Origin of the sequence: Cytobacillus firmus, from assembly GCF_023657595.1 — a bacterium.
Taxonomy (GTDB): domain Bacteria; phylum Bacillota; class Bacilli; order Bacillales; family Cytobacillaceae; genus Cytobacillus; species Cytobacillus firmus_B.
On record NZ_CP098323.1, the window covers coordinates 3,257,502 to 3,282,620 of the forward strand.

Genomic DNA, 25,119 nt, shown 5'->3' on the forward strand with positions numbered 1-25,119 from the left:
TGCTTCTTCATTAACATTATCTAGTTTTCAAAGAACGAATCTTTCATTGAGAGATTGAACTCTCAAAACTGAACGAACAGAGAACGTCACGTTTCTTGTAAATATTCCTTAGAAAGGAGGTGATCCAGCCGCACCTTCCGATACGGCTACCTTGTTACGACTTCACCCCAATCATCTGTCCCACCTTAGGCGGCTGGCTCCAAAAGGTTACCCCACCGACTTCGGGTGTTACAAACTCTCGTGGTGTGACGGGCGGTGTGTACAAGGCCCGGGAACGTATTCACCGCGGCATGCTGATCCGCGATTACTAGCGATTCCGGCTTCATGCAGGCGAGTTGCAGCCTGCAATCCGAACTGAGAATGGTTTTATGGGATTCGCTTAACCTCGCGGTCTTGCAGCCCTTTGTACCATCCATTGTAGCACGTGTGTAGCCCAGGTCATAAGGGGCATGATGATTTGACGTCATCCCCACCTTCCTCCGGTTTGTCACCGGCAGTCACCTTAGAGTGCCCAACTGAATGCTGGCAACTAAGATCAAGGGTTGCGCTCGTTGCGGGACTTAACCCAACATCTCACGACACGAGCTGACGACAACCATGCACCACCTGTCATCCTGTCCCCCGAAGGGGAACGCCCTATCTCTAGGGTTGTCAGGAGATGTCAAGACCTGGTAAGGTTCTTCGCGTTGCTTCGAATTAAACCACATGCTCCACCGCTTGTGCGGGCCCCCGTCAATTCCTTTGAGTTTCAGCCTTGCGGCCGTACTCCCCAGGCGGAGTGCTTAATGCGTTTGCTGCAGCACTAAAGGGCGGAAACCCTCTAACACTTAGCACTCATCGTTTACGGCGTGGACTACCAGGGTATCTAATCCTGTTTGCTCCCCACGCTTTCGCGCCTCAGCGTCAGTTACAGACCAAAGAGTCGCCTTCGCCACTGGTGTTCCTCCACATCTCTACGCATTTCACCGCTACACGTGGAATTCCACTCTTCTCTTCTGCACTCAAGTTCCCCAGTTTCCAATGACCCTCCCCGGTTGAGCCGGGGGCTTTCACATCAGACTTAAGGAACCGCCTGCGCGCGCTTTACGCCCAATAATTCCGGACAACGCTTGCCACCTACGTATTACCGCGGCTGCTGGCACGTAGTTAGCCGTGGCTTTCTGGTCAGGTACCGTCAAGGTACCGGCAGTTACTCCGGTACTTGTTCTTCCCTGACAACAGAGTTTTACGATCCGAAAACCTTCATCACTCACGCGGCGTTGCTCCGTCAGACTTTCGTCCATTGCGGAAGATTCCCTACTGCTGCCTCCCGTAGGAGTCTGGGCCGTGTCTCAGTCCCAGTGTGGCCGATCACCCTCTCAGGTCGGCTACGCATCGTGGCCTTGGTGAGCCGTTACCTCACCAACTAGCTAATGCGCCGCGGGCCCATCTGTAAGTGATAGCCGAAACCATCTTTCAGCTTTTCCACATGTGAGGAAAAGAGTTATCCGGTATTAGCCCCGGTTTCCCGGAGTTATCCCAGTCTTACAGGCAGGTTGCCCACGTGTTACTCACCCGTCCGCCGCTGACTTCAGGGAGCAAGCTCTCTGAAGTCCGCTCGACTTGCATGTATTAGGCACGCCGCCAGCGTTCGTCCTGAGCCAGGATCAAACTCTCCATATAAGAGTTGATTAAGCTCGTTTGTCTTTTCGAAAAAGACTAATGATTTAAACGTTGACGTTTCTGTTCGTTCAGTTTTCAAAGATCAATCAGTCACTATCTCTTAAAGCAACTTTATTATAATACTATTTACAACTTCCAATGTCAACAGAATTTAAAAATTACTTTTAAAATATGTTTTGCGAAAGCTGTTCTTAAATAATAGCATCGTCCATGTTCCAGGTCAACCGTTTATGCATGGTACATTATTCCAATTTAAAACGATGGGAACATATAATGATTTAACTTCCTGATGAGCATGAGTAAAAGCATAAGTATCACACTAAAGAATACAGGATTCCAATAAGAGTTTATTACTAAGATGTCCATCTTTTCCATAATGATATGGAATGCAAAATCAGCAATAAATAATAATACAAGCCATTTAAACCGATAAAATTTTATTATAACAATGGTCAGCAGCAGGGCATAAATAATCCATATCAGAACACTGAAAGCTACATGGTCCTGATAAGGAGAATCAAACCATCCGACTTTATAATGATGAGAGCCCACGATAGCAGTCAAACCAAAAGAGATTCCTTGAAAGATTGTGGTAATAGCCATATACACAGTAATATATTGAATAAAAAAAGATGGGTCTTCGACTCTATTCCTCCACCATTTTATAACAAAGACAGACGCGAACAATATTACCGGGGTAAACCAGGATTTCCACCAGTTATGTTCATAGATGCCAAGCCACAGAAATAGCTCTTCTATTCCATAAATGGAGGCTATTATTAAAATGATCCACTTGAACGGGATTCTAAAAGCCGCTATAGTCATCAAAACACTGGGAATAAAAAAAGCCTGTGAAATACTTGAACCAAAAACATCATCATACCAACGGATTGAAAAGAAATTCGGATAATAGGAGTAAGCGTCACCTAAAATCAATACGATATATTCCATTAAAAAAGAAAGTCCCATAATAAAGAAATAAACAGCCAGATTAAAACGAAAGTCTGTTTTCTTATAAGTTATATAAATAAGACCCACGCTAATGAGCACTAACCCAAGAAACCAAAGCAAATTTGACATTCTTCCACATCCAGTTTTTTTCGCTCGTTTCCATTATTTTGTTCATCTCGGACAAACATATACTTCTCCCTGGAACAACAAAATTGTTAATAAAAAAACGTAATATCCGAATCCAAGAGCTGTCTGCGGAACAAATATACAAATGAGAAAGTATTTTAGTCGAGACTTACTCTTAATTTATTATGCAAAAAATAAAAGGGCGATTTTTAGATCGCCCTTGCAACTATTTAGAAAATATGCTGTTATTGTTAACGACTTGCAATTCTTTAGTCGTTTCTTTCATTTCACTTTTGCAAATCGGACAAAGAGGCACCTGGCTGCTTTTGAAGTTGTCTCTTACCCAGCAGTTGCAGGACTCAGATGTGCACTCCCAAATTTTCACTTCTTCAACCTTGATTTCTTCCATGTTTTTTCTGCCAAATCCCATTGCCATATACAGGCACCTCCCAAAGAGTAAGACCCTTACCCAAAATAAAAATCACTTGCTATATAAAGTGACGAACCACTGGCTCTATATAACAAGTGTTTAAGGGCAATATTATATTCTTTTAACTAAAAATAGTATAACATATTTAAAAGCTTCTGTCAAAAAGTTCTAAACCCGCAGCTATAATCATTGAAACATCAAAAAATTGTTAAATACTATTAACCCAATCCGGGAAAAGTGTATAATGACATGTACAGCAGCGATAGAAAGGGTGAAGACCATGAATATTACAAGTTATACTGTTGAGTACATACAGGATCCTACTGGCATTTTAACAGGTGACCGCTACGAATTCTTTTTAGATATTGATGTGGATGAAGAAGATGAGTTATATTCAGAGAATGGCATTAGGCTAAGAGTGCTTTATTTTAAAAATGGAGAAGACGAGAGAATTCTCAATTATCATTTTGTTGAAGGCAGTTCTGGAACAGTTTTGGATTTCGCTTTAGACGAGGATGAAGAAAAAACAATTTCAGCTTTCTGCCGGGACAACCTTTCCCAGGCAGAAGAATAAGAGCAGGGTTCCCCTGCTCTTTTACTATATTTAAATCCCCTTTCCCTCTTCAATAATGTGATACATGAGATGCGCTAAATGCTGTATAGGTGTATAAGATTCTTCCCTGTCCACATTATTTCCTTCATTAAAATCCAGGTCATTCAGATAAAGAGCTGTGAATTGGTAGAAGTCTTTTAATTCAAAAGCATAGCACGCACTGGGTTCTTCCGATTCCCCTTCATATTGCAGAACCATGTAAGACTCTTTACCTTCCTTGTCGACAGCATCAAAAAATATAAAATAGCCCACATTTGAGTTCAATTCAAATAAATGCCTTGTTCCGCCTTCTGTATATTGCTCAAAGTCATTTTCATTCAGCTTCTGGACAACCATTTGCTGTATATTGTCTTCCTTATGGAACTTCACTGTGAAATTTTTCATTCAATCTCCCCCTTAATTCATACAATCCTAACATATTGCTATATTTATTAACATAATTTCAATCAGCACTCAAACGAATTCAATTTTAGGTCTATTCGTTTGAACTGTTTTCTTATATTATTGGTTTATCAATTTTTTATACAGGAGGCCGCCTGATTGCTGACAAAAAAACAATTAGACGATATTCGTTCTCTGCAGCAAATATGCGAAGAGACAGAGAATATCGAATTAAAATTAAATTGGGATACTTTGAGATCGAGACCCGCGGATGAGAAACATGACTATTTCCATTATAATAAAAACGGAAAATTATTGGGGTACCTTGCTCTTTATAGTTTCGGAGGCCCGGTGGAATTATGCGGAATGGTCCATCCGGATCATAGACGCAAGGGCATCTTCTGCAGTCTGTTCAATGAAGCGGTAAAACAATTGACTCAGGCAAGCAAATTGCTTATTAATGCACCAGCCTCTTCTGAATCTGCGAAAGGTTTTATAAAGTCATTGCCTTGCAGCTATTCTTTCTCCGAGTATCAAATGAAACGCCATAAAAGCAAGGAAATCGGAACAATAAACCAGGAAGTAACCCTGAAGGAAGCAGTGAGCAGTGACCTGGATTTCATTAATCATCTGGACACAGTATGCTTTGATGTTCCAAAAGAAGAGGCAGCGGCGTTTAATAATAATACCTTTACCAGCGAAAATGAGAAGACATTTATAATTGAATACAAAGGCGTAAAGTCCGGCAAAATCAGGATTCAAATAGAAGAAGATGCTGCCTGGATTTACGGCTTTGCTGTCGATCCTTTATTTCAGGGAAAAGGAATCGGCAGGAGCACCCTCACTAATGCTGTTAACCATCAGTACAGCAAGGGAATCAGCTGGGTGCGTCTTGAAGTCGCTGCAGAAAATGACCATGCTCTAGCATTATACAAATCATGCGGCTTCGAATCGTACGGCACACAGGATTATTATGAATATGACCTTAATACAATTAAGATTTAATGAGGTATTATTCCTTTGAATCGAAAAAAACATGATTAAATATTAACTCATCTGTAATTTCCAGGATGCCGAACGAATAGTTCGGCTGCCTGCGCTTGTCAGTTGGAGACCCGGGGTTAAAAAGAATAATCCCATTATGATGTTTCTTAACCGGAATATGTGAATGCCCGAAAATTAGTGCATCAACTTCTTCATCATCGAAAGCCTCAATACTTCTTTTTTCAGTTGTTTTCCCCTTCCCATGCCCATGGACAACACCTATTTTAAAACCTTTTATTTCAAGCAGAATTTTTTCCTTCAAAATAGCGCAAAGTTCATCATTGTCAGTATTTCCATATACTCCCTCAACCGGCGCACGTTTCTTTAATTCCTCATAAAGTTTGATGCTCTGCCAATCCCCTGCATGAATAATTAAGTCACAGCCGTTCAGTTCATCCAGCAATACTCCTGGGAGATGTTTTGATTTCTTTGGCATATGGGTATCGGATAAAATGAGGATTCTAATCACTATCAGCCCTTTCTCCTTACTGTTATACCTTATTTACCCCTTATTTTACTCCAAAAATTAAAAGAGAGCCCCCATCAAGGGACTCTCTTTTAAATCATTATAACTTTGTTACATTTACAGCTTGCGGTCCACGCTGGCCCTGCTCTATGTCAAAGTTAACTTCCTGGCCTTCATCAAGGGTTTTGAAACCTTCTGTCTGGATTGCAGAGTAATGAACAAATACATCTTCTCCGCCTTCAACTTCGATAAAACCAAAACCTTTTTCTGAGTTAAACCATTTTACTTTGCCTGTTGCCATGTAAATTTCCTCCTAATATCAATAACTCACAGAGTGATTAATTACCCTGCATTTACTAATATGGGTAAAAACTTCAATTTTTATAATAAAAAATTCAAAAAGCAGTGAAAAAAATCTTTTTTTCGCTATTCAGGCCGCATTACCCCTTATTGCTATTGCTGCGCGGCTTACTGCTCCGTCTGTCCCGGCCGCCTTTAAAATCTCTTCTATCGCGTCCGCCGCCTCTGGATCTGTCGCTGAATCTTCTTCCTCCGCGATCACCTTTAGGTTTTCTGACACGGATAGGTTCGACCGCAGTTAATTTAACCGGTGTTACATCAGGACCTTTAGTCAGCAATTTAAAGGCTGCAGCAAGCAAAGTAACAGAATCTGTATCTTCAAGAAGATTTTCCGCCACTCTCTTGAAGTCTGCATATTCTTCTTTTTCAATAACTTCCATAAGTTTATTAATAGTCGCCTGCTGATTGCCTGCAACAACATCCTTAAAGGAAGGAACAGGCTTTTTCGCCATCTTACTCTTTGTAACATTTTCAATTATTTTCAGGTGGTCAATTTCTCTTGGAGAAACGAATGTAATCGCAAGCCCCTTGTTTCCAGCACGGCCTGTACGTCCAATCCGGTGAACATAGCTTTCAGGATCCTGCGGGATATCGAAGTTATAAACATGGGAGACGCCTGAAATATCAAGGCCTCGGGCAGCAACATCAGTCGCCACCATAATATCGATTGTCTGCTCTTTAAATCGGCGGATTACCTGATCTCTTTTCGCCTGTGGAATATCGCCATGAATTCCTTCAGCCGAATATCCTCTCTTAATGAGTCCTTCCACCACTTCATCCACACGCTTTTTGGTTCTGCCAAATACAATCGCCAGCTCAGGTGATTGGATATCCAGAAGATTGCAAAGCACATCAAATTTTTGTTTTTCATGCGTTTCCATATAATACTGTTCAATATTTTTAACTGTCATTTCTTTCGCTTTCACTTTAACCATTTCAGGCTCCTGCATGAATTTTTCAGCAAGGGTCTGAATTCTTCTCGGCATTGTAGCAGAGAAAAGCAGGGTTTGGCGCTCCCCTTTAATTTCACTTAGAATTCTTTCGATATCCTCGATGAATCCCATATTGAGCATTTCATCCGCTTCATCCAGAACGACCATTTTGATATTGCTTAAGCGGATTGTTTTTCTTTCAATATGGTCAATTAATCTTCCTGGTGTAGCTGCAATGATATGCGGGTGTTTTTTAAGTGCACGTATTTGGCGGCTAATATCCTGACCGCCGTAAACAGGAAGTGTCCGGACACCTTTTACCTGTCCTATACGGTTTAATTCTTCAGCTACCTGTACGGCAAGCTCCCTCGTTGGAGCAAGGACAAGGCCTTGAATTCCTTCGTTTAAATCAATCTGCTCTAAAAGCGGTACACCGAAAGCAGTGGTTTTTCCAGTTCCAGTCTGCGCCTGGCCGATCATGTCCTTCCCCTGCATTCCGATTGGAATCGCCTGTGCCTGAATTGGTGTTGGTTCCTCGAAGCCCATATTGGAAAGAGCTTTTACTATTTCATTACTTAAGCCAAAATCTGAAAAAGTTGTCAAAATATGTGTTCCTCCTTGAATTATATATGTTATTAGGTACTGAAAGACTGTTTTTGTATAAAGACAATGACACTTTACTAGGCTTTCCAGTTTGCATCTCTTTTTTACATTTCCGTTTGCACTAATTTTAAACTTTTTGTAATTGAAGAATTTTAATTGGGTGAAATGAAAAATACATATCCTAAAAGCAGGTGTTGCAGAAGATCTGTTTTGAGGAATGCTGAAGGCTACAAAGTGGATAAGCAAACATAAAAAGGTGATGCATGATTAGACATGCATCACCTCATTTAAGCAAAATTATGCTTTTGTTACGTTAGCAGCTTGAGGTCCACGGTTACCTTCAACGATTTCGAAAGTTACGTCTTGACCTTCTTCTAAAGTTTTGAAACCTTCAGTTTGGATAGCGGAGAAGTGTACGAATACATCTTGGCCTTCTGAAGATTCGATGAATCCGAAACCTTTTTCTGCATTAAACCATTTAACTTTACCTGTGTTCATTTGTGTTGCCTCCCAATAAGTTGTTTTTCACTATAATGTACCATATAAACTTAAACATAAAAAAGCCGCAGCTGCCAGAAATGAGGATGAACGATCGCCTACATTTCTTTGCAGCTACGTCTACTTATCCAAAAAGTATATTACGAACTTTACAGCGTTAACCTAATAATAAACGACACCCATCTATAAGTCAATCCCTTTGGAGATCAATTTTCAATTAGGGATAAATTGACTACTTACGATTTTCTTATTAGATAGTGTCTTTTCCGCAGCCTGTACAGTATGTTTCAAAAGCATGGAAATCGTAACAGGTCCTACTCCACCAGGTACAGGTGTAATAGCAAACGCTTTTTCAAAACAGCTGTCATACTCTGCATCTCCAATATTTCCTTCATTATAACCGGCATCAAGAACAATAGCCCCTTCTTTAATCCATTCACCCTTAACAAAGTTAGGCTTTCCCACAGCTGCAACTACAATATCAGCCTGCTTTACAATCCTGTGCAGGTCTTTGGTATATGAATGGCAGGTTGTGACCGTTGCATTTCGATTGAGTAAAAGGGCAGAAACCGGCTTGCCAAGGATCGGGCTTCTGCCGATGACAACAGCATGCATACCTTCAGCATTCAATTTATAATAATCCATAATTTCCATAATAGCTGCAGGTGTACAGGACGGATATTCACCAAAGCCGAAAGCAGTTTGACCATATCCAAGGCTCGTAACACCGTCAACGTCTTTTTCAATTGCAATAGCTTCAAAAGCTTTGCGTTCATCTATATGTCCAGGTACGGGATGCTGGAGAAGGATTCCATGTACAGAAAGATCATCATTCAGTTCTGCAATTTTCTCCAGCAGTTCTTGTGTTGTTGTATCCTTTGGCATATGGATACGTTTTGATATAATGCCCAGTTTTTCACACGCATTCCCCTTCATTCTTACATACGTTTCAGACGAAGGATCATCTCCCACTAAAATAGTGGCTAAACAAGGCTCAATACCTTTTCCCTTTAAATCTTCAATTCGATTCTTTAATTGGTCTTTTACATGCTTTGCCACAACAGTTCCATCAAGAATAATCTTTTTTTCCGCCATGCATATTCCTCCTATAGGAAAAGCACCTATTCGGCTTGCGGGCTTTTCCATTTTGTTATGAAAAAAGAGACAAGGGTATCCCTTATCTCTGCCCAGACGACCGGCTATACATAGACGCAGCTCCCCAGCGGTTGATTCCGCATTGTCGTCAGTCACTGCGATTTTGAAAAGCTATTCTTATGAGTAGATAATAGCACAAAAACACAAATAATTAAACTTAAATTTATTAAAATGTTCGTGTTTTTTACAAAAAGTTTCCTTGAGTATACGCTGCACGAAGAAAATGCGAATGCATTTACGAGGATTTCGCACCTTTCGCTCCAATCTGCTCAGTAGATAAGATACAAAAAAAGCAACAGACCTTGCGAAAATAGCCTTGTAAAATAAATAAAAAAGGACAGCAAATACTGTCCTTATAAGTGATATATTTGAGTTAATTATTTATTACCTAAAACAATGAAAGCCCTGCCTCTCTTCCATCCTTGCGGCTCCTAGACCGCGCCAGTGGGAATCAGGTCGGTCGGAATCCTTTCCGACTTAGATGCTCTCTGAGATTTTAATATTAAATGGTAAGAAACTTACTGAAGTAAAAATACGGAGAAGTGTCTGGTTTACAGAAGATGATTAAGAAGAACATTCAGCGTTAAGCTGTCCACACAAATTATTCTTAATTACAAACACATACTTACTCTTTCAAAATCCTAAAGAGCATAAAACATAATAAAAAGCCGCAGTTCCACTAAATAGAAGGTTCGGCTGCCGAACATTCCAAGTGAATTAACGACTTCAAAATATACCTCAAATACTTCAATCACTATATTATCTTATATGCGGTTATCTGTCAAGAAAAAATCTTGTCACCCCCAGATCAGCTTTCTCCTTTGTACTCGGTTACATCAAAATAATCGGTTGTATCTTTATAATCATTAAAGCCTATATCCAGATCATGAAAATACCGGTGCAGTTTGATTAATACGTCCTTTTCCTTGGTGCCCGACTGCACAGTTTCTGCCAGACTTGTTATTGTTCCTAGGTCCTTCTGCAGATCCTCATTCTCTGCTGATATTTTTTTTAGGGAGTTTATGATTAGTTCAGCTTGTTTTCTTTGTTTCGGCCAGCTGACTTTCCGGTCTCTTCCCCAGCCAAGTGTTTCATTATAAAAAGTATGATTGGAGGCAATAAAGTCTCCTAAATCTTCATACATTAATCCCTGTGCGGGCGCCTCCGCATTTGCCAAGGTCTTTTGGATCTTAGATTCATCCTTATTTAAAAAGACAAGCACACTGTAAGCAAGGGCAATGGCTATGACCATTCCAAGAATTGAAAGGGTCATGTTTAATTTTTTATTTTTCAGCAATTTGAAAGCCTCCATTTGATTTTGATTAATGCTGCCGAAGTTAAATGGAATTATTGCCATTTTCACTTTTCCAGAAGAATCTTCCACTCACTGCAAATGTTTTCCATGTTAATACATTCTATGTGAACTTCTCATTCCCCTTCAACACAAATAAAAAAGCTTTTAACACAATGTGTCAAAAGCTATTTCTGTTTTTTCTGAGAGAGAAAAACCTCCATAAAATCAATGATAAATGGTTCCATGTCAAGCTCCATCGCGATATTATCAATTGTTTCCGGCGGTTCCTCTTCCGGCTTAGGCCTGAAATCAGCTATGCTTTTTCCTTTGGCCTTTCCAAACTGTTCAATTCTCACTCTTCGTTTAACATATTTGACAAGATCAGGATTTGTAAGAACACTTAAAACAAGAACATCATGGAGAGGTGCACCCTGAATTCCCGGAACAAGCTTTTGGTAAGCTTCGTAATAATAATCATAAGCAGGTTTGATTAAATCTTTAAAAGGTGACTGGGTATTATTTGCTATAAAATTAATCGTCTCAGGCCGGATAATCGATTTATTTGTTACATTCAAAGGAAATAAATAAATGTTTTTGGCTTTTTCCAGCACTGAATCCGCTGCGATGGGGTCAGCATAAAAGTTGGCTTCTGCCTCTGGCGTTACATTTCCCGGAACCAGAAACGCACCTCCCATTAAATAAAATGCATTTACATCTTGATATGCATCCTTTCCATAAAGAATGAGCGGCAGTGCCAAATCAGTCTGCCTTCCAACACCAACGATCACAAGGTCATTTTTGTATTGATTTACAATTTCAATAATTTTGTCTATATCATATACCTTTATTTTGCTGCTAAAATTCTCCGGAGGCCGAATGGGCCCCAGACCTTCCTCCCCATGAATTTCAGGATAAAAGACAGCAGTCTCACCGGATAATGGACCGCTTGCCCCTGCTATAATGGGAATGTCCTCTCTGCCGGCAAGGTTCAGTAAATAGGCAGTATTATTAATGGATTCTTCTTTGGTTATGTTGCCATAAGCGCTGACTACACCAACTAAATTAATATCAGGATGCTGAAGGGCATACATTAGGGCAAGTGAATCGTCAACCCCAGAGTCAACAAACATGAGAACATTGTACACAACCCACCTCCTCACCCTATTTATAATATAGTATGCCTGCGGAATGTCCCTTTTGTTTAAATTCTCCTATAAAAAGAAAACTCCCCGTCCGGAGAGTTTTAGTCCTGATCAGCAGGCTTCATTGCAGATCTTAGTTCCTCGTTCAGCTGGTTCTCAAAATTTCTTTCAGCAGCCATATCCCATTTAAACGCATCAGCCATATATGAAATTACTTGCCTTTGATATTTTTTTACCGTTTCGATATCAAAAAGAAGCGCTCCTGTTCTGCGGTTAAAAAAGTCAACAGGTGCTGCAGCCATTTCATGTTTAATTGCATATTTTAACTTTGCCCACAATACAATCGGCAGGCCGTAATTCTCAGCTTCACTCTTATCCGCTTCAATCATATTAAAAATGATGCCAACGTTAGAACCATACATATTTACAAGGTGTTTGGACTGCTCAGCTGATAAACCAATACTTGTTCCTTTTTCAGTCTGGAACCCAATAAATTCACGGAATTTGGATGATCCCCCTACATTCCCTCCAGAAATGGGCAATGTTTTTGTAATACTGCTGCTAAATGTCCTATTCGATTCCTGCTTGAATTTTTCAGCAAGCATATCAACAATGGTTTCGGCCATTTTCCGGTACCCGGTCAGTTTCCCGCCGGCAATTGTCAGCAATCCAGTATCTGACTCCCAGATTTCATCTTTACGTGATATTTCGGAAGGGTCTTTTCCTTCTTCCCAAATAAGCGGACGAACACCAGCCCAGCTTGATTCAATATCATTTTCCGTTATTTTTACAGAAGGAAACATAAAATTAATGGCGTTTATGATGTATGTTCTGTCACTTGCAGTCATTTTTGGATTTACGGGATCTGAATCATAGAAAGTATCTGTTGTCCCCACATATGTTTTTCCGTTTCTAGGTATGGCAAATACCATCCTTTTGTCAGGAGTGTCAAAGTACACTGCCTGTTTTAACGGGAACTTGGATTGGTCAATTACCAAATGAACACCTTTAGTCAGACGCAGGGTCTTTCCTTTCCTGGAACCATCTTTCTCACGAATAGAATCAACCCATGGACCAGCAGCGTTGATGACTTTTTCCGCTCTGATTTCATGAATCTTGCCGGTCAGCTGATCTGCAGCAGCAGCTCCGCAAACTTTACCTTGTTCATCATATAAAAGGTTCTCGACCTTCAAATAGTTAACTGGAAGAGCGCCTTTTTCTGCAGCAGCTTTCATTACCTCTATTGTAAGACGGGCATCATCTGTGCGGTATTCAACATAATAGCCGCCGCCTTTTAGTCCATCTTTTTTTATAAGCGGTTCTTTTGATAATGTTTCCGGGACACTGAGCATACTTCTTCGTTCAGATTTTCTGACGCCTGCAAGAAAATCATAAACTCTAAGACCGACAGAAGTTGAGAATTTTCCAAATGTGCCTCCTTTATGCATTGGAAGCAGCATCCACTCCGGTGTAGTTACATGTGGCCCATTTTCATATACAATCGCCCGCTCTTTTCCGACTTCAGCTACCATTTTAACTTCGAATTGCTTAAGATACCTTAATCCTCCGTGAACCAGTTTGGTTGAACGGCTGGAGGTTCCCGCTGCAAAATCCTGCATTTCAACGAGCGCCGTTTTCATTCCCCGTGTGGCCGCGTCAAGAGCAATCCCAGCTCCCGTTATGCCGCCGCCAATAATCAGAAGATCAAATTCTTCGGCTGTAAGTGTATTTATCATGTCATTACGATTTAAATTAGAAAATGTCATGGTTGTCTCCTCCTTTTTTAAAAGGCTAGTAGTTGTAACTACCCTTTTAAAGCAGGGAATAAAAAAGAGACCACAAAATACATTATCGATAAGACGATAATGATTTTGTGGTCTCTCCGCATCTCCTGCCGAACTATTAACTTAGGATCATTATAACATACAAGATATGATTTGTGTAAAAAACTTGCTTCTGATTATTTAAATGCAATAGCTGCCTTTACAGCCTTTTTCCAGCCCTGATAAAGATTTTCACGCACTTGATCATCCATCGAAGGATGATATGATTGGTCAATTGCCCACTGCTCAGCGATTTCCTCCTGTGATTTCCAGAACCCGACAGCCAATCCCGCAAGATAAGCTGCCCCCAGAGCGGTAGTTTCATTAATCACCGGCCTCTCAACAGGAACATCTAAAATATCTGACTGGAACTCCATCAGGAAATTATTTTTCACGGCACCCCCATCAGCTCTAAGCGTCTTAAGTTCAATGCCAGAGTCCGCTTCCATCGCAGAGAGGACATCTTTTGTCTGATAAGCCAGTGCCTCAAGTGTCGCCCTGATAAAATGTTCTTTGGACGTTCCCCGTGTTACTCCGAAAACTGCTCCCCTTACATCACTATCCCAATATGGCGTCCCAAGGCCAACAAAAGCCGGAACTACATAAACTCCATCTGTAGAGTCCACTTTTTTAGCATAGCTTTCACTGTCCTTTGCATCTTTAAGCATTCTCATCCCATCTCGGAGCCATTGAATAGCAGAGCCGGCAACAAAAATGCTGCCCTCCAATGCATATTCAATTTTCCCCTCAAGTCCCCAGGCAATGGTTGTTAGAAGTCCATGTTCAGACTGCACGGCTTTTTCGCCTGTATTCATAAGCATGAAACAGCCAGTGCCGTAAGTGTTTTTAGCCATTCCTTTCTCGAAGCATGCTTGTCCAAACAGCGCAGCCTGCTGGTCCCCCGCCGCACCAGCGATGGGTACTTCCTTTCCGAAAAAGTGATAGTCAATGGTCTTAGCATACACCTCGGAAGATGGCTTCACTTCAGGCAGCATCGCTTTCGGGACTCCAAGAATATTTAGGAGCTCTTCATCCCACTTAAGTTCATAGATATTAAACATTAATGTCCGGGAGGCGTTGGAGTAATCGGTCACATGCGCTTTCCCTCCAGATAGCTTCCATATTAGCCATGTATCAATGGTTCCAAACAATAATTTTCCCTGTTCCGCTTTTTCCCTTGCCCCTTCCACATGATCCAATATCCATTTCACCTTTGTTCCTGAGAAATATGCATCAATTAATAGGCCGGTTTTTTCTCTGAACAGACCGTTATAGCCTTTTTCTTTCAAGTCATCACAAATCTCGCTGGTCTGCCTTGACTGCCATACAATCGCATTATAAATCGGTGCTCCCGTTTCTTTATCCCAAACAACAGTAGTTTCCCTCTGGTTTGTAATGCCAATGCCGGCAATTTGCTCAGGCTTTATGCCGGATTCTGAAAAGACACCTGCAATCACCGATAAAATTGAACCCCATATTTCATTGGCATTATGTTCAACCCAGCCAGGCTTTGGAAAATGCTGTGTGAACTCTTTTTGTGCCGTGTGGACAATTTCGCCTTTTTTATTGAATAGAATAGCTCGTGAACTTGTAGTCCCCTGATCTAATGATAAAATATATTTTTCCATAATGAACTCCTCCCAATCTCGTTCAATACTCTTATTTATGCAGCAACTTTAGAAGAATCAACTTCTCCAGGCTGTTTTTTGCCAAAAATATACGAAAGAATTAATACTATTATATTAACACCCAGCACTGCCCATAACATACCTGAAGCTTTGCCATCGAACATCACTTGATAGAAGCTTGAGCCCATTAATCCCCCTAGGATTGGTCCAGCTACCGGAATCCATGCATATCCCCAGTTCGATTTCCCTTTGCCTGCAATGGGAAGAAGAAAATGAGCAATACGCGGTCCCAGGTCACGGGCAGGATTAATTGCATAGCCCGTTGTCCCGCCGAGCGACATGCCGATAACAACGATAAGAAGGCCAACAGCAATCGGATTTAACCCTTCAGTAAATTGATTTGCTCCTATAAACATCAAACCCAATACAAGAATGAACGTCCCAATTATTTCACTCAATAAATTTGAAAATGTATGGGGAATGGCAGGACTTGTTGAGAAAACAGAAAGCTTTGCACCCTGGTCTTCTGTTTCTTTCCAATGCGGCAGATAGTGAAGGAATACAATCACCCCTCCCAAGAACCCACCCAGGACCTGAGCCAGAATATATCTGGGCACGTCTTGCCACGGGAAAACACCGCTAAGCGCAAATCCGATGGTTACAGCAGGGTTCAAGTGTGCACCGCTGATCGAGCCTACAGCAAAAACCCCCATCGTTACAGCAAGCCCCCAGGCAATCGTAATAACAATCCATCCTCCATTAAAAGAAAAAGTCTTTTTTAAATTCGCCCCGGCAACAACGCCTCCTCCAAAAACAATCAAGATCATCGTTCCAATCATTTCTCCCATAAATGCAGACATCTTAAAATCCCCTTTCCATTTTGGCTGATCGGAAACAAAAAAGGAGATTCACGACAGATTAAGCCTACAAAGGCTAAACTGTGTGAATCTCCTAATCTCCGACACATAAATTAACTTGTTAAACCGAGTATACAAGTCTATGAAAACGTTGTCAAACGTTTCTAGAACATTTTTATGAAAACCTTTCCCATAATTCTATTTTTGATGTAGTAATGGCAGCTGCTCCTGCTTTAAGCGCATTCTTCACTTCTTCTTCTGAGCGGATGAGTCCTCCGGCAAATATAGGGGTATTCAAACGTTCATTTACCTCTTTTATCATCCATGGCATGGCACCCGGCAACACTTCTATGTAGTCCGGCCTGGTTTTCTCGATTAATTTATAACTTTTTTCAAGTGCATGCGAATCGATGAGGAAAATCCTCTGGACTGCAATCACTCCCTTTTGCTTCGCTTTCAGGATGACGCTGGATTTAGTAGAAATTAACCCGTACGGCTTGTATTCCTGGCAAATATATTCAACGGCATAGTCGTCGCTTTTCAAGCCATGGATCAGGTCAACATGATAAATCATTTTTTTGTTTTGCGCTTTAGCCATCTGTGAAACATTTTTCAGCTGTGAAATATGCATATCGAGAAATACACCAATTTCATAAGGGCTTTTCAGGAACTTTTCAAATTCTTTCATATTGGAGGATGCCGGCAAAATTTTTTGATTCATTCGTTCCACTCCTATTTCTGTTATTCCCCTATGTTATTAAGAATGTGCGTATTTCTCAATACCCATTTATAAATCTTTACGGTACTCATAATAGCGGAATCCAATAATCATGATGGTCAGCCAGGCACCCCCGGCTGCAAAACCGGCTATTACATCACTTGGAAAATGAACACCTAAATAAATGCGGCTTAATCCAATCATTATGATAAAGCTGCTCAGCATCAATGTCCATGCAGCCTTCCAGCGCTTTCTTTTTGCCAGATGAATGATCATATAGGCAAGTGAGCCATAAAAAATAAAAGATCCCATTGAATGTCCGCTCGGAAAACTGAATCCCTGCTCTTCAATCAGAGGTCTGATATCCGGACGTTCTCTTTTAAAAATCCATTTTAAGAGCAGGTTAAAAAGTGCTCCGAGACCCGATGAAAGAACCATGAACCATGCAAGTGATCTCTTTTTAAACAGGAACAAAAGAACAGCTGCTGCAAGTACCGAAAAAGCCAGCCACTTTACCGACCCCAAAAAAGTAACTACACTCATAAATTCTGTGAGCCGGGGAGAAATAAATGCCTGGACATACTTGATCACAGACTCATCGAAATGAATTAGCTCCTCTTCCTTCAGTTCATCCACTATTTCGATAAATAGCAGCAAAAATCCGGCTATGATAGAGGCGGCAAGCGTTAAGTAAAATATGTTTTTACGTGTTATATTTCTCCAGTTCATTCACTCATATCCTTTTTAGTTAGAATTACCACAAAACATCATGAACGGAACATTTTTTTTCGGATCAGAGTGAGCCGCATCCTCGAAATTACGAATCCGCCCAGTAAAAAACCGAGTCTGCATCAGCAAATTCGGTTTCGGTTCATCAAGCTTGCTTTTTAGCCTTTGTTTTTGTTGAAGCACGTTTCTTTTTAGCTGCAGGTTTTTTCTTTGTTTCCGCATCAGCAGGTTTAGTTTTATCAATTGATGCCTGAAGGGCAGCCATGAGGTCGGTAACATTTGCCGCAGGCTCTTTTTCAACAGGTGTGACGATATCTTTGCCAGTCCGTTTTGCTTCTATAAGCTCCAAAAGAGCTGTCCGGTAGTCATCATTATATTTTTCAGGTTTAAATTCTGTGGTTAATTGATCAATCAGCATGATGGCAGTATCGATCTCCTTATCTGTCACTTTGTCTTCTGCAGGCACATTTGGCACATCCGCAGCCTTGCGTACTTCATCAGGATAATGGATCGTCTCCATGACAAGAGTATTTTCATATACACGGACAACAGCCAGCTGTTCTTTGGAGCGGATAATGATTTTTGCCAAACCTACTTTTTCAGACGTCTCGAGCGCTTTTCTTAAAAGGGAGTAAGCTTTCCCTCCCCCGTCCCCTGGAGACATATAATAGGTGCGATTGTAGTAAATTGGATCAATTTCCTGTATTTTTACAAAGTCCATAATTTCTACAGCTTTATCCTCATTTTCCTGTTTAAGCTTTTCTAAATCCTCATCCTCTAAAACAACAAACTTTCCTTTTGTGTATTCATAAGCTTTTACAATATCCTCGTTCTTAATTTCCTTTTCACAAACAGGACATGTTTTCTCATACTTAATTGGCGAATGACATTCCTTATGAAGATTTCTCAGCTTGATATCCTTATCTTCTGTAGCCGAATGCAGCTTAATTGGTATATTAACCAGCCCAAAACTGATGCTTCCTTTCCACATTGTATGCATAGTCAGACTCCCATTCATTTTGATGTAATAGTCATAATTTGTGTATTAATAAAAAAGGAGATACGCAAAAAGAATTGGAAACTGAGTAGTTTTAGCGGCAACTGCCAAAACTATAATGACGATTGTAAAGGAGGCCAAATTGTATGAGACCTATGCTTCCTACATTAACTTTCGATGTTCCGGAAGAGAAAGAATGGCTGTTTGAAGCAAAATATGATGGTTTTAGAGGGATCCTGCACTGGGACAAGGAACCCAGACTGACAAGCAGAAACGATAAACCTTTATTAAACCTTTTCCCGGAGATTAATGCTTTTTTGGAACAGCACAAAGATAAATTTGAACAATACCTTCCGCTTATATTAGATGGAGAGGTAGTCTTGCTGGAAAATGCCTATAAAGCTCATTTTGGGTCGATTCAGGTCAGGGGGAGAATGAGATCTGAAAAAAAGATTCTTGAGAAAGCCAAAACAGCTCCCTGCCGTTTTCTTGTTTTTGACATCCTGATGATAAATGGCAGAAAAATTGCCGATAAAGAGTACTCTGCCAGAAAATCAGAGCTTGAAGCTTTGTTTAAAAGCTGTGATTTGCCCTTAAAACCTGACGAGAAGGACTCCAGGCTGATTCAATTAGTTCCCCCATACCCCAGTTTTAAGGAGCTATGGGAAAAAATCGTTCTTCATGACGGTGAAGGAATTGTGGCCAAGCAGATGAAGAATAAATGGGAAGAAGGAAAGAGAACCTCTTTATGGCTGAAATTCAAAAACTGGAAATACGTTTCCTGTTTTATCACTGCTTATGAAAAATCTAATGGATACTTTTATGCCGGGATATATCAGGGGGATACTGTCATAGGAATCGGACAGTTTCTTTTTGGCTTGAAGCCTGATGAAAAACAAGCCTTATTTCAAATAATTAAAGAAAATAAAGCAGATGAAAACAGCCAATTCATATATGTAGAACCTGCAATCTGTGTGGATGTTAAATACCTCGAGATCTATGAGGAGCAAATGCGGGAGCCGCACTTTCACCAGTTTCGTTTCGATTTGAAGCCTGATGCCTGTACATATGATCAATTTATACAGCAGCAGAAAAACCTGCCTCCAGAAATAGAAATCACCCATCCGGAAAAACCATTATGGGAAACTCCGGCTATTCAAAAGATTGATTACATTCATTTTTTAAGAGAAGTTGCACCCTATATGCTGCCATTTTTAAAAAACAGGCTTTTAACCGTTATCCGGTATCCGCATGGGATTTTTGCAGAGCCCTTCTACCAGAAAAATTGCCCGGATTACGCACCGGATTTTGTCGAAACGGAAATGTCAGAAGGTATTGATTATATTGTCTGCAATAATCTAAAAACATTGTTGTGGCTTGGCAACCAGCTTGCTTTTGAATATCATATACCGTTCAAAACGATCGCAAGCTCCGGACCAAGTGAAATCGTTTTTGATTTGGACCCGCCGTCCCGGGAGGCTTTTCCTCTCGCCATTAAAGCCGCTGTTTATATTAAAGAGGTGCTGGATCAGCTTAAATTAATCAGCTTCGTTAAAACATCAGGCAATAAAGGGCTGCAAGTTTATATTCCTTTGCCGGAAAATGCTTATACCTTTGATGATACACGGCTTTTCACTGAGTTCATTGCCCAGTATCTCCTAAACAAAGACCCGGATTCTTTTACAATTGAAAGGTTGAAGAAACACCGGGGTGGGCGGCTTTATGTGGACTATATCCAGCATGCAGAAGGTAAGACGATTATAGCCCCTTATTCACCCAGAGGAAATAAATCGGCGACTGTTGCAGCTCCGCTGTTTTGGGAGGAAGTTAACGAAAAGCTCACTATGGAAAGGTTTCAAATAACCAATATGATTAAAAGAATAAACAGTGATGGCGATCCTTTTAACACTTATTTTCAAACAAAGGAAATTCAGCCGTTTTCACCAGTGCTGGAGTTTTTAAAGGAACATAATAAAAAAGGATAAGGCCTTGATGCCTTATCCTACAACCACTCTTTAAGTACTGCCTGAGCAAATTCCTGAAGTTTAGCATACTGCTTAATTTCTCCAGTATATTCCTCTTTCGGGGAAAGGGAAAACTCTGCAGGGTTATCCATGTCAGTCTCTGCTTCACAGCGGTAAACATAGCTCGCATTTCCAATTAAGTCAATGGATTGCCTGCCATTCTCTTCATGGACTACACAGCGCACCTTTCCGCCATTATTATATACCTCTACAGGCTCTTCGATTTTATTAAGCCCATTCATGCAAGTGACAAGTGTCGAAGCGGACATGGCAGTACCGCAGGCATTGGTAAATCCTACTCCCCGTTCAAATGTTCGTACATAAATCCGCCCTTTTTTTAGCGGCTTTACAAAGCTGACATTTACTCCATCAGGAAAGAATTCATTCGGTCCATTCAAATATTCGCTGATCTCTTTTTGCAGGTCTGATGCTATTTGCTCTTTCTCCACAATGGAAACAAAATGAGGATTAGGGACTGATAAGGCTGTAAAAGCTAATTCATCTGAAATCCCGCTCACTTTTTCATTAATTACAGTATCTTTATCAAGAACTAAAGGAAGATCCTTCAAATCGAATGAAACAGGTGAGATTTCAACAAGATAAGTCGGAATGTCCTCAAATATATCTTCTTGCTTTTTCACCTGCAAATCAGCTTTCATGGTCTCAATGATAGCTTCTTTCAGCCCAAGAAGTTCACAAACATAACGGGCGACGCATCTTAACCCATTTCCGCACATTGAGGCTTCAGATCCATCCGGATTAAAAACACGCATCCGGGCATCTGCTTTATCACTTTTTAGTACGAAAAGAATTCCATCTGAGCCCAGCTCGGTGCTGCGGTCGCATATAGCTCTGGCTAGCTCCGCACGATTCTCTTCTGTAAAATGATACGTATTGGACATCTCATCTATAATAAAGAAATCATTTCCTGATCCATGACATTTCAATAGTTCAATATTCAATGTAATACCTCCAGATCAATAGTAATTCAACTTATAGATAAGAGTGCCATAAAAGCTTTTATTATTCAATATTTGTTTTCTATATAATATAGACTCGGAGAATATAGTTCTACAAACCTTGGGCTTTAGTTTGTGATCTTTTCAGGGTTCAGCAGCTGACTGGACCAGGCTAATGCTTCTGAATAGATCTTAAAAATGGTTTTTTCATCAACATTCAGCTTCTCGCACATTTCACTGATTCTGCTCCATTGTGCTTTCTCGACTGCAACAGCAAGATCGAGTATCACTTTAAGATGATTAATTTCCCCGCGGAGGGCTTCACAAATATCATCCTGCAGGGGAAGCTCATCAAGAATTTGCTTCATCGGGATATTAAGCAATGAATCCATTAATGAAAACATTCCAGTCATAAAATAGCTTGACGAAACGCTTTTTCCGATTTGGAGTCTGCCTATTTCCTCACACATTTTTGCTCGTGTCATTGATAACCTGATGGTCTCTTCTGCCATTTGGGAATGATGAACGATATTTTCCCTTACGGCCAGTACATAGATCCACTTTTCAAGTTCTATCAGACCCAGGAGAACGATGGCCTGCCGGATTGAATTTATCTTTTGCTTAGGACGGTAAGCCGGTGAGTTTATTAGTCTCAGCAACTTATAAGACAGTGATATGTCACGTTCTATTAATTCGGCTATACGGTCAAGACTTGGCTCCTCTTTTGACAGGTTTTGGATCATCTCATAATAGGATTGAAAATATGCTGGTACATCATGTGTAGACATAATGACAGGCTTTTCAAAAAAGTAACCCTGAAAATAATCATACCCCTTGCTTTTGGCTTCCTCGTATTCCTCTCTGGTCTCAACCTTTTCAGCTACTGTTTTTATTCTGAGCTGGCTAACAAGCAATTCTATTTTTTCCCGCATCTCCTTTGGGGTGTTAAGAAAATCCACCTTAATGATGTCTGCATATTTCAGCAATTGCCTTGCAAAGGGGTTGGTTTCATTAAATACATAATCATCCAGCGCTATCTGATAGCCAAGCTCCTTTAAGTCCTTGCATATCCTGACAAGTTCTGCGCTCGGCTTTACCGTTTCAAGGATTTCGACAACAATCTCCCTGGGCCTAAAATAAGCAGGCACCCTTAGCTTCAGTAATTTTTCCGTAAAATTTATAAAACATGGTTTCCCTTCAGATAGCTGATCGATTCCTATATTAAAAAAACTATTAATGATAACTTCAGCTGTAGCCTGATCTTCATCTATATCAGGGAAAGCGTTCACCTGATTATTTCTATACAGAAGTTCATAAGCGAATACTTCTTCCTTTGAGTTGAAAATCGGCTGTCTAGCTACAAACACTTCCATTGACATACCTCCGAAAACACCTAATACTATAGTCCTATTTTAACTCAAGTTAGTTATTACGCGTGTCGAAACTTGTTGAATAAATAGAAATTTTTATATTTTTAATTAAAATTTCCCTTTTTTTTGCAGGCTCATTTTTTAATTTTTTTCTGCTATTAAAGTTGTCCGTTGATTTCCGCTCCAGGCTGCTCGCTCCAATCAACTCAGCAAATAATATATATAAAGCAGCAAACCTTGCGAAAACAGCATTTCCATACAAAGAAAAAGGATGCCCGATATAAAGGCATCCCATAATCTATATTAACTAATCACATGAAAAACAAAGTTGAATAAAAACAAAGCAGCTATGACATATAAAGCAAATGAAACTTCCTTTGCTTTACCTATCGAAATCTTTAAGATTGGATAAAGAATAAATCCAATGGCAATGCCGTCCGCAATACTGTAAGTGAACGGAATCATGGCAATGATAAAGATAGCCGGAAAGCTTTCGCTCATATCCTTTAAATCAAGATTGCGGATGTTTTGAAGCATTAGTCCGCCAATAATGATCAGAATAGGGGCAATCGCGCTGTTGGGGATCAACTTAATAACAGGAATAAAGAATGCGGATAGCACAAACAGCATCCCGGTTGTAACTGCTGTCAATCCTGTACGTCCCCCGGCAGCCATACTTGCTGCACTTTCAACCGTTGCAACAGTCGGGCTTGTCCCAAAAATACCGGACAATAATGCTGAAACAGAATTTGCCTGAAAAGCACGCTTAAACTGTTCCGGCCTGTTAATAAAACCAACATGACCATGGACTAATCCGATATTTTCAAATACCAAAACCATTGTCAAAGAAAAAATGGCAATCCAAAAAGTGACGGAAAGCAAGTTATCAAATGACATTGCTCCAAATACTTCCATATAATCAGAGAGCGCGAACGACTTTTCATCAGTCTTCTGCACATCTATCAGCCCAAAAGCCCATGCGATCAGTGTTCCTGCTACAACAGTAATTAAAAAGTTTCCAGGCACATTCCGCATGAATAAAATGATGGCCAGCAGGAACGTTAAGATGGTTGCAAGCACTTGCGGGTCTCCCAGCTCACCTAAAGCAATAATGGAGTTTGTCCCTTTTTCAACGATTCCGCCTTTTTCAAGTCCAATCAGCATCAGGAAAAGCCCCAGTCCCACTGTTATCGCTTCTTTAAGTGAATGTGGAATTGATTCACTTAATGTCTGTGCAAATCGCGAAAAAGCCACGAAAACAAAGATCAGACCGGATATGAACACTACAGCCAATGCTTCCTGCCAGGATAAGCCCATGGACTGGACCATAGTATAGGAGAATAAAGCATTGATTCCCATTCCAGGCACAAGGAGGATCGGTACATTTGCCCAAAACCCCATAATCAAACAGCCGACCACCGAGGTTATAATGGTTGCAAAAATAGCTGCTTCCAAAGGTATTCCTGCTTCAGAGAGAATAAGAGAGTTAACTGCGATAATATAAACAATCGTAAAAAAGCCGATTGCCCCAGCCATAACCTCCCTTTTAACAGTTGTTCCATTTGAATTCAGCTGAAAAAGCCGGTTAAACCACTTATTCATAAATACTACCTATCTATTCAATTAGCCCTCTCCCTACCCGCTCTCCCCGCAGAAGTAAACACGGGTGAGCCACAAGCAGTATTTTAACAAAAAAAATTCATTCTGCCAATAGAAAGGTCAGACGTCTGTTCAGATATACCTAAAAAAAACCGGCGAGAATTGTCCCGCCGATTTTGATAGAAACAGGTCAGCATAACTGCACCTGTATAATTATATGATCAAGTCGATCGTAGTAAGCGTTCCGTCTGAATAAAAAATGATACCTTATTCACCATCGGATAACTGTCTATACAAATTGCCCATTTCAATTGCTCCGACTGCTGCTTCCCATCCTTTGTTTCCAGCCTTAGTGCCGGCACGCTCAATAGCCTGTTCAATTGTGTCAGTTGTTAGAACTCCGAAGATAACTGGGACACCGCTTTGCAATGCTGTTGATGAGACCCCTTTTGCCACTTCGCCGCTGACATAATCAAAATGCGGAGTTGCTCCGCGGATTACTGTGCCAAGTGTAATAACTGCATCAAATTTTCCGGATTGGGATAGCTTTTTAGCTGCAAGCGGGATTTCAAATGCTCCAGGAACCCATACTACTGTCACATCTTCTTCACTCACTCCATGGCGCTTAAGTGCATCTTCCGCTCCGCTTAAAAGCTTGCCCGTAATGAATTCATTAAAACGCGACACGACAATTGCCATTTTTAATCCTGTTCCTACTAAATGTCCTTCGATTACTTTTTTCATCTCAAATCGCTCCC

At 40.6% G+C, this 25,119-nt stretch carries 23 protein-coding genes, 1 rRNA gene and 1 riboswitch; of the genes, 3 read left to right on the plus strand and 21 right to left on the minus strand.

The annotated features are described in order from the left end of the window. Positions 1 to 112: 112 nt before the first annotated feature. The 3 genes from NAF01_RS16430 to NAF01_RS16440 all read right to left on the minus strand — a co-directional run bounded on the left by NAF01_RS16430 (position 113) and on the right by NAF01_RS16440 (position 3,175). Positions 113 to 1,662 (minus strand): 16S ribosomal RNA (locus tag NAF01_RS16430). Positions 1,663 to 1,914: 252 nt separating this feature from the next. Next, positions 1,915 to 2,742 carry a hypothetical protein gene (locus NAF01_RS16435; protein WP_048011449.1) on the minus strand — a complete coding sequence of 276 codons (828 nt, stop codon included), beginning with the start codon at positions 2,740 to 2,742 and terminating at the stop codon, positions 1,915 to 1,917. 223 nt (positions 2,743 to 2,965) lie between these two features. Beyond that, positions 2,966 to 3,175, minus strand: a complete 210-nt coding sequence (locus NAF01_RS16440; RefSeq protein WP_048011448.1) for a cold-shock protein — start codon at positions 3,173 to 3,175, stop codon at positions 2,966 to 2,968. A gap of 274 nt (positions 3,176 to 3,449) precedes the next feature. On the opposite strand from NAF01_RS16440, the gene NAF01_RS16445 reads away from it, so the two are divergent. Further along, positions 3,450 to 3,743: a DUF6509 family protein gene (locus tag NAF01_RS16445; RefSeq protein WP_048011447.1), complete on the plus strand. Its 294-nt coding sequence runs from the start codon at positions 3,450 to 3,452 to the stop codon at positions 3,741 to 3,743. A gap of 30 nt (positions 3,744 to 3,773) precedes the next feature. Here the strand turns inward: NAF01_RS16445 and NAF01_RS16450 are convergent, their stop codons facing one another. Then, positions 3,774 to 4,166 carry a hypothetical protein gene (locus NAF01_RS16450; protein ID WP_048011446.1) on the minus strand — a complete coding sequence of 131 codons (393 nt, stop codon included), beginning with the start codon at positions 4,164 to 4,166 and terminating at the stop codon, positions 3,774 to 3,776. Positions 4,167 to 4,322: 156 nt separating this feature from the next. Between NAF01_RS16450 and NAF01_RS16455 the strand changes: the two genes are divergently transcribed. Then, positions 4,323 to 5,168 carry a GNAT family N-acetyltransferase gene (locus NAF01_RS16455; protein ID WP_048011445.1) on the plus strand — a complete coding sequence of 282 codons (846 nt, stop codon included), beginning with the start codon at positions 4,323 to 4,325 and terminating at the stop codon, positions 5,166 to 5,168. A gap of 7 nt (positions 5,169 to 5,175) precedes the next feature. On the opposite strand, the gene NAF01_RS16460 is transcribed toward NAF01_RS16455, so the two are convergent. From NAF01_RS16460 to NAF01_RS16520, 13 genes are all read right to left on the minus strand, one after another. After that, positions 5,176 to 5,673: a metallophosphoesterase family protein gene (locus NAF01_RS16460; protein ID WP_227888333.1), complete on the minus strand. Its 498-nt coding sequence runs from the start codon at positions 5,671 to 5,673 to the stop codon at positions 5,176 to 5,178. A 100-nt stretch (positions 5,674 to 5,773) separates the two neighbouring features. Beyond that, positions 5,774 to 5,974 (minus strand): cold-shock protein, encoded by a 201-nt coding sequence (locus NAF01_RS16465; RefSeq protein ID WP_009332506.1) that lies wholly within the window; start codon positions 5,972 to 5,974, stop codon positions 5,774 to 5,776. Between the two features lie 139 nt (positions 5,975 to 6,113). Continuing rightward, positions 6,114 to 7,568 (minus strand): degradosome RNA helicase CshA, encoded by a 1,455-nt coding sequence (locus tag NAF01_RS16470; RefSeq protein ID WP_048011444.1) that lies wholly within the window; start codon positions 7,566 to 7,568, stop codon positions 6,114 to 6,116. Positions 7,569 to 7,865: 297 nt separating this feature from the next. Beyond that, positions 7,866 to 8,066 (minus strand): cold-shock protein, encoded by a 201-nt coding sequence (locus NAF01_RS16475; RefSeq protein WP_009332508.1) that lies wholly within the window; start codon positions 8,064 to 8,066, stop codon positions 7,866 to 7,868. 213 nt (positions 8,067 to 8,279) lie between these two features. Then, positions 8,280 to 9,161, minus strand: coding sequence for a bifunctional 5,10-methylenetetrahydrofolate dehydrogenase/5,10-methenyltetrahydrofolate cyclohydrolase (locus NAF01_RS16480; protein ID WP_048011443.1), 882 nt, complete (start codon positions 9,159 to 9,161; stop codon positions 8,280 to 8,282). A gap of 83 nt (positions 9,162 to 9,244) precedes the next feature. Continuing rightward, positions 9,245 to 9,327: riboswitch (ZMP/ZTP riboswitch) on the minus strand. A gap of 702 nt (positions 9,328 to 10,029) precedes the next feature. Continuing rightward, positions 10,030 to 10,518: a hypothetical protein gene (locus NAF01_RS16485; RefSeq protein ID WP_048011452.1), complete on the minus strand. Its 489-nt coding sequence runs from the start codon at positions 10,516 to 10,518 to the stop codon at positions 10,030 to 10,032. A gap of 182 nt (positions 10,519 to 10,700) precedes the next feature. Next, a complete protein-coding gene (locus NAF01_RS16490; protein ID WP_222498070.1) occupies positions 10,701 to 11,660 on the minus strand; it encodes a nucleoside hydrolase in 960 nt (319 codons plus the stop codon). A 98-nt stretch (positions 11,661 to 11,758) separates the two neighbouring features. After that, the gene (locus NAF01_RS16495; RefSeq protein WP_048011441.1) at positions 11,759 to 13,423 is read right to left on the minus strand and encodes a glycerol-3-phosphate dehydrogenase/oxidase; all 1,665 of its coding nucleotides are present in this window, start codon (positions 13,421 to 13,423) and stop codon (positions 11,759 to 11,761) included. A gap of 194 nt (positions 13,424 to 13,617) precedes the next feature. Next, entirely contained in the window at positions 13,618 to 15,108 is a 1,491-nt protein-coding gene (glpK, locus tag NAF01_RS16500) for a glycerol kinase GlpK (RefSeq protein WP_163142063.1), read from the minus strand. Positions 15,109 to 15,143: 35 nt separating this feature from the next. Next, a complete protein-coding gene (locus tag NAF01_RS16505; protein ID WP_222498068.1) occupies positions 15,144 to 15,968 on the minus strand; it encodes an MIP/aquaporin family protein in 825 nt (274 codons plus the stop codon). A gap of 172 nt (positions 15,969 to 16,140) precedes the next feature. Further along, entirely contained in the window at positions 16,141 to 16,686 is a 546-nt protein-coding gene (locus NAF01_RS16510) for a glycerol-3-phosphate responsive antiterminator (protein ID WP_048011438.1), read from the minus strand. Between the two features lie 66 nt (positions 16,687 to 16,752). Continuing rightward, on the minus strand, positions 16,753 to 17,412 hold the full coding sequence (locus tag NAF01_RS16515; protein ID WP_222498066.1) for a phosphatase PAP2 family protein: 660 nt from the start codon (positions 17,410 to 17,412) through the stop codon (positions 16,753 to 16,755). A gap of 145 nt (positions 17,413 to 17,557) precedes the next feature. Continuing rightward, positions 17,558 to 18,412: a non-homologous end joining protein Ku gene (locus NAF01_RS16520; RefSeq protein WP_048011436.1), complete on the minus strand. Its 855-nt coding sequence runs from the start codon at positions 18,410 to 18,412 to the stop codon at positions 17,558 to 17,560. A 143-nt stretch (positions 18,413 to 18,555) separates the two neighbouring features. On the opposite strand from NAF01_RS16520, the gene NAF01_RS16525 reads away from it, so the two are divergent. Then, positions 18,556 to 20,394 (plus strand): DNA ligase D, encoded by a 1,839-nt coding sequence (locus tag NAF01_RS16525; RefSeq protein WP_048011435.1) that lies wholly within the window; start codon positions 18,556 to 18,558, stop codon positions 20,392 to 20,394. A 17-nt stretch (positions 20,395 to 20,411) separates the two neighbouring features. Here NAF01_RS16525 and dapF read toward each other — a convergent pair whose 3' ends face one another. From dapF to ribH, 4 genes are all read right to left on the minus strand, one after another. Next, positions 20,412 to 21,395, minus strand: a complete 984-nt coding sequence (gene dapF, locus NAF01_RS16530) for a diaminopimelate epimerase (RefSeq protein WP_250800805.1) — start codon at positions 21,393 to 21,395, stop codon at positions 20,412 to 20,414. A 125-nt stretch (positions 21,396 to 21,520) separates the two neighbouring features. Then, the gene (locus NAF01_RS16535) at positions 21,521 to 22,765 is read right to left on the minus strand and encodes an EAL and HDOD domain-containing protein (protein ID WP_250800806.1); all 1,245 of its coding nucleotides are present in this window, start codon (positions 22,763 to 22,765) and stop codon (positions 21,521 to 21,523) included. 300 nt (positions 22,766 to 23,065) lie between these two features. After that, positions 23,066 to 24,364 carry an NCS2 family permease gene (locus NAF01_RS16540; protein WP_048011431.1) on the minus strand — a complete coding sequence of 433 codons (1,299 nt, stop codon included), beginning with the start codon at positions 24,362 to 24,364 and terminating at the stop codon, positions 23,066 to 23,068. 264 nt (positions 24,365 to 24,628) lie between these two features. After that, positions 24,629 to 25,105: a 6,7-dimethyl-8-ribityllumazine synthase gene (ribH, locus tag NAF01_RS16545; RefSeq protein ID WP_048011430.1), complete on the minus strand. Its 477-nt coding sequence runs from the start codon at positions 25,103 to 25,105 to the stop codon at positions 24,629 to 24,631. Positions 25,106 to 25,119: the final 14 nt, after the last annotated feature.

What these genes read in the sequence shown, in the direction of transcription:
- NAF01_RS16435 (WP_048011449.1), bottom strand. Translation starts at nt 2,742, where the DNA reads ATGTCAAATTTGCTTTGGTTTCTTGGGTTAGTGCTCATTAGCGTGGGT.
- NAF01_RS16440 (WP_048011448.1), bottom strand. Translation starts at nt 3,175, where the DNA reads ATGGCAATGGGATTTGGCAGAAAAAACATGGAAGAAATCAAGGTTGAA.
- NAF01_RS16445 (WP_048011447.1), top strand. Translation starts at nt 3,450, where the DNA reads ATGAATATTACAAGTTATACTGTTGAGTACATACAGGATCCTACTGGC.
- NAF01_RS16450 (WP_048011446.1), bottom strand. Translation starts at nt 4,166, where the DNA reads ATGAAAAATTTCACAGTGAAGTTCCATAAGGAAGACAATATACAGCAA.
- NAF01_RS16465 (WP_009332506.1), bottom strand. Translation starts at nt 5,974, where the DNA reads ATGGCAACAGGCAAAGTAAAATGGTTTAACTCAGAAAAAGGTTTTGGT.
- NAF01_RS16475 (WP_009332508.1), bottom strand. Translation starts at nt 8,066, where the DNA reads ATGAACACAGGTAAAGTTAAATGGTTTAATGCAGAAAAAGGTTTCGGA.
- NAF01_RS16480 (WP_048011443.1), bottom strand. Translation starts at nt 9,161, where the DNA reads ATGGCGGAAAAAAAGATTATTCTTGATGGAACTGTTGTGGCAAAGCAT.
- NAF01_RS16495 (WP_048011441.1), bottom strand. Translation starts at nt 13,423, where the DNA reads ATGACATTTTCTAATTTAAATCGTAATGACATGATAAATACACTTACA.
- glpK (WP_163142063.1), bottom strand. Translation starts at nt 15,108, where the DNA reads ATGGAAAAATATATTTTATCATTAGATCAGGGGACTACAAGTTCACGA.
- NAF01_RS16505 (WP_222498068.1), bottom strand. Translation starts at nt 15,968, where the DNA reads ATGTCTGCATTTATGGGAGAAATGATTGGAACGATGATCTTGATTGTT.
- NAF01_RS16510 (WP_048011438.1), bottom strand. Translation starts at nt 16,686, where the DNA reads ATGAATCAAAAAATTTTGCCGGCATCCTCCAATATGAAAGAATTTGAA.
- NAF01_RS16515 (WP_222498066.1), bottom strand. Translation starts at nt 17,412, where the DNA reads ATGAACTGGAGAAATATAACACGTAAAAACATATTTTACTTAACGCTT.
- NAF01_RS16520 (WP_048011436.1), bottom strand. Translation starts at nt 18,412, where the DNA reads ATGCATACAATGTGGAAAGGAAGCATCAGTTTTGGGCTGGTTAATATA.
- NAF01_RS16525 (WP_048011435.1), top strand. Translation starts at nt 18,556, where the DNA reads ATGAGACCTATGCTTCCTACATTAACTTTCGATGTTCCGGAAGAGAAA.
- NAF01_RS16535 (WP_250800806.1), bottom strand. Translation starts at nt 22,765, where the DNA reads ATGGAAGTGTTTGTAGCTAGACAGCCGATTTTCAACTCAAAGGAAGAA.
- NAF01_RS16540 (WP_048011431.1), bottom strand. Translation starts at nt 24,364, where the DNA reads ATGAATAAGTGGTTTAACCGGCTTTTTCAGCTGAATTCAAATGGAACA.
- ribH (WP_048011430.1), bottom strand. Translation starts at nt 25,105, where the DNA reads ATGAAAAAAGTAATCGAAGGACATTTAGTAGGAACAGGATTAAAAATG.